The organism is Cellulomonas sp. P5_C6, assembly GCF_054049635.1.
In genome coordinates this window covers 1-4,327 of the sequence record NZ_JBFULZ010000273.1, presented here as the reverse complement: position 1 = coordinate 4,327, position 4,327 = coordinate 1, and the positions used below count along the sequence as shown (strand labels likewise).

The window sequence follows — 4,327 nt, the reverse complement described above, 5'->3', positions numbered from 1 at the left end:
CTCCTGCTCGGTGGCAAGGCGGACCCGGCCACCGTCCGGGTCGGCTCGGCGGCGGCAGCGGTCGAGGGTCKGGTGGTGCTCGAGGCGGGTGCCCGGGCGCTCGGGCGCGCGCAGGAGGCCGGTGCCGAGCTCGACGACGACGGCAGCCTGGTGCTCCTGCGGACGGTCGGCGCCAGCAGTGACGGCACGGTCGGGCGGTCCCGCGCCTACGTCGGCGGCCGGTCCGTGCCGCAGGGCCTGCTCGCGGAGCTGGCGGACGAGCTGGTCACGGTGCACGGGCAGGCGGACCAGGCGCGGCTGCGCTCACCCGCGGTCCAGCGCGAGGCGCTCGACGAGTTCGTCGGTGCCGAGCACGGTGATCTGCTCGGGCGCTATCGCGCGGCGTGGGCCGAGCGGGCCGGAGTCGACGCCGAGCTGACGGACCTGGTGGACCGCGCCCGCGACCGCACCCGGGAGGCCGAGCTGCTGCGGCTCGGGCTGGCCGAGGTCGAGCGCGTCGACCCGCAGCCCGACGAGGACGTGACGCTGGCCGAGGAGGTCGACCGGCTCTCGCACGCGGAGGACCTGCGGACCGCGGCGGCAGGGGCGCACGCGGCGCTCGTGGGCGCCGACGACGGGACGGACGAGGCGTCCGCGGTCGGCACCATCGAGCTGGCGCGCCGGCTCCTGGAGCACGAGGGTGCCCACGACCCGGCCCTCGCCGCCCTGGCCACCCGCGTGGCGGAGGCCGGGTACCTCCTGGCCGATGCGTCGACGGACCTCGCCGCCTACCTCGAGGACCTGCAGGCGGACCCGTTGCGGCTCGACGCGGCGCAGCGTCGCCGGGCCGAGCTCGGCAGCCTGACCCGCAGCTACGGGTCGACCATCGCCGAGGTGCAAGCCTGGGCGGACTCCGCGGGACTGCGCCTGCTCGCGCTCGACGGCGGCGACGAGCGCATCGAGACCCTGCGGGCGGATCGTGCGCGGCTCGATGCGGAGCTCGACGCGATGGCCGCTCGGCTGACGCAGGGTCGCCTCGCCGGCGCCACGCAGCTGTCCGCGGTGGTGTCGGAGGAGCTGTCCGGCCTGGCGATGGGGGGCGCCGAGCTGCGCGTCGTCGTCGACCCGGCCGACGAGCCCGGACCGCACGGCGGCGACCGGGTCGAGATGCTGCTCGTGCCGCACGCGGGGGCGCCGGCCCGGCCGCTGGGCAAGGGCGCGTCCGGCGGCGAGCTCTCGCGCGTGATGCTGGCCATCGAGGTCGCGCTCGCGACCGCACCGGGTGCCACGCGGCCGGGCACGTTCGTCTTCGACGAGGTCGACGCGGGCGTGGGGGGCCGGGCTGCGATCGAGGTGGGCCGACGCCTGTCGTCCCTCGCGCAGGGCAGCCAGGTGCTCGTCGTGACCCACCTGGCGCAGGTCGCGGCGTTCGCCGACCGGCACCTGGTGGTGACCAAGTCGACCGCGAACGGGGTCGATGTCATCACCGAGTCGGACGTGCGCTTGGTCACGCAGGACGACCGTGTACGCGAGCTGGCCCGCATGCTGTCCGGTCAGGAGGACTCCGACGCCGCGCGGACGCACGCCGCGGAACTGCTCGAGCTCTCGGCCGTGGGACGATGAGCGGCGATGAGAGCCTCCCTGCGCAAGCGCACCGCCCTGCCCGAAGCCGGCGTCGTCGCCGGTCCGGCACGAGTCGACCCACGCACCAAGGCRCTGACCAAGCGTCTGCGCCCGGGTGACATCGCGGTCATCGACCACCTSGACCTCGACCGSGTCTCCGCCGAGGCMCTCGTSGCGTGCCAGCCGGCYGYCGTGCTCAACKCSGCSCGMTCSACGTCRGGYCGCTAYCCSAACCTCGGCCCSGAGATCCTSRTCGAGGCGGGCATCCCGCTGATCGACGACCTCGGYGCMGACGTSATGGCSRTSACCGARGGGCAYCGGCTCCGGRTGGTCGASGGSGCCGTGTACGACGGSGAGACGCTSGTCGCCGAGGGCGTGCTGCAGACGGCCGCGACGGTCGAGGCGGCGATGGAGGAGGCCCGCGCCGGCCTCTCCGTGCAGCTCGAGTCGTTCGCCGCGAACACGATGGACTACCTGCGCCGCGAGCGTGACCTGCTCCTCGACGGCGTGGGCGTGCCCGACATCGCCACCGTGATCGACGGCCGGCAGGTGCTCATCGTGGTCCGCGGCTACCACTACAAGGAAGACCTGGTCACGCTGCGGCCGTACATCCGGGAGTACCGGCCCGTGCTGATCGGGGTCGACGGCGGAGCCGACGCGATCCTCGACGCCGGCTGGAAGCCCGACCTCATCGTCGGCGACATGGACTCCGTGTCGGACCGCGCGCTCACCTGCGGCGCCGAGGTCGTGGTGCACGCCTACCGCGACGGTCGCGCGCCCGGTCTCGCCCGCGTGGAGCAGCTGGACGTCAAGCACGTCGTGTTCCCGGCCACGGGCACCAGCGAGGACGTCGCCATGCTTCTTGCCGACGACAAGGGCGCCGAGCTCATCGTCGCCGTCGGCACGCACGCCACGCTCGTGGAGTTCCTGGACAAGGGGCGCTCCGGCATGGCCAGCACGTTCCTGACCCGCCTGCGCGTCGGCAGCAAGCTGGTCGACGCGAAGGGTGTCTCGCGGCTGTACCGGAACCGGATCTCCAACGTGCAGCTCACGCTGCTCGTCCTGGCCGGCCTCCTGGCGCTCGGGGTGGCGCTCGCCTCGACCGCGGCGGGCCAGACCCTCATCGGCCTGCTCGGTGCGCGCATCGACGACATCACCTCGTGGGTGAGCGGGCTGTTCGGATGACCCCCGCCGCCTGCACCCTGCACCCGGTCCCGGTTCACGCCGGCCACGTACCCGACGGAGACCTCGCACCGTGATCGACTTCCGCTACCACATCGTCTCGCTCATCTCCGTGTTCCTGGCGCTGGCCGTCGGCATCGCGCTGGGGGCCGGCCCGCTCAAGGAGACGATCGGCGACACGCTCACCGGTCAGGTCGAGCAGCTGCGCGGGGAGAAGGACGCCCTCCGGGCCGAGCTCGACGTGACGTCGGGCGACCTGAAGGACACCGAGACGTACATCGACGCGGCCGGTCCGCAGCTCCTCGACGGTGCGCTGACCGACCGTCGCGTCGCGGTCATCGCGCTGGGCAAGGTCGACGAGTCGACCCGCACCGCGATCGACGAGCGGCTCGCGCAGTCGGGTGCGTCGGTGACGGCCCACGTCACGCTCGAGGAGACCTGGGCGGACCCCGACGCCCGCACGTTCCGCCAGGCGCTGGTCGGCCAGCTGCTGACGTACCTCGACCCGGTGCCCGCCGACGACGCGGGCGTCGAGGGCGAACTCGCCTCGGCGCTGGTACAGGCGCTGGTGACGTCCGACCCGACCAACCCCGACGCGCTGTCCGACGACGCGTCCGTGCTGCTGCAGCTGCTGTCCTCGAGCGAGAGCGACAGCCCGCTGGTCACGGTGGCCGACCCGGTGACGGTCCCGGCCGACGCGATCGTCGTGATCGGTGTGCCCATCGTGGTGCCTGCCGGCGACGCGACGCCCAGCCCCGAGCCGTCCGCGTCGGTCGTGGCGTCGCAGCTCGCGGTGCTCACGGCCGCCCAGGAGCTCTCGTCCGGCGCGGTGCTGGCCGACGGGCCGCGCGGCAAGGGGAGCCTGACGGACGCCGTGCTCGCGGACCAGGACCTGGCCGGCTCCGTCACGACCGTGTCGGGCACCGACGTGGTCACCGGGCAGGTCAACGTGCCGCTCGCCCTGGCCGGCCGGATCGCCGGCACCAACGGCCACTACGGTTTCGGCGACGGCGAGACGCCCATCCCGGCGGCCGTCGTGCTGCCGCCGGTCGACCGCACCCCGAGGGTGACCGAGGGGGCGGGCGTGTCCGGCGGGACCGACGGATGACGGTCGGCCTGCTGCGGCGGGTGCTGGCCGGGGTCGTCGCGAGCGGGGTGACCGCCGTGACGCGCGGCGCCCTGGACGGTCAGATCCCGGGCGGCCAGGAGCGCTGGCTGCGCACGAACCATCGCGGTGAGCCGATCAGCCTGCTCGAGGGCCCTGCGGTCGCCGCCGGGCTGCTCGCGGGCGGGCTCGTCGGAGCGCCATCGACCCGGGGCGCGCTCGCGCTGACGGTCGCGACCGCGTCCGGTGCGGCGTTCGGGCTCGTCGACGACCTCGGCGAGGACACCTCGGCGCGGCGCAAGGGGCTGCGGGGGCACCTCGGTGCCCTGGCGCGCGGTGAGCTGACGACCGGCGGCCTCAAKGTTCTCGGCATCGGCGCGGGCGCGCTGGTGGCGGCCGCCGTCGCGACGCCGGTGCACCGGCCCGACGGCACGCGCC

3 protein-coding genes and 1 pseudogene are annotated in these 4,327 nt (G+C 74.7%); all 4 read left to right on the top strand.

What is annotated here, in order from left to right; genetic code table 11:
• The coding region (recN, locus tag ACXJKG_RS19850; RefSeq protein ID WP_456847451.1) for a DNA repair protein RecN at window positions 1-1,602 on the top strand (1,602 nt) is incomplete at its 5' end.
• Window positions 1,603-1,608: 6 nt separating this feature from the next.
• On the top strand, window positions 1,609-2,787 hold the full coding sequence (steA, locus tag ACXJKG_RS19845) for a putative cytokinetic ring protein SteA (protein WP_456847450.1): 1,179 nt from the start codon (window positions 1,609-1,611) through the stop codon (window positions 2,785-2,787).
• A 70-nt stretch (window positions 2,788-2,857) separates the two neighbouring features.
• Window positions 2,858-3,892, top strand: a complete 1,035-nt coding sequence (locus tag ACXJKG_RS19840) for a copper transporter (protein WP_456847449.1) — start codon at window positions 2,858-2,860, stop codon at window positions 3,890-3,892.
• A pseudogene (locus tag ACXJKG_RS19835) lies at window positions 3,889-4,327 on the top strand (hypothetical protein); the annotation flags it as partial. The gene ACXJKG_RS19840 and the pseudogene ACXJKG_RS19835, both read left to right, overlap by 4 nt.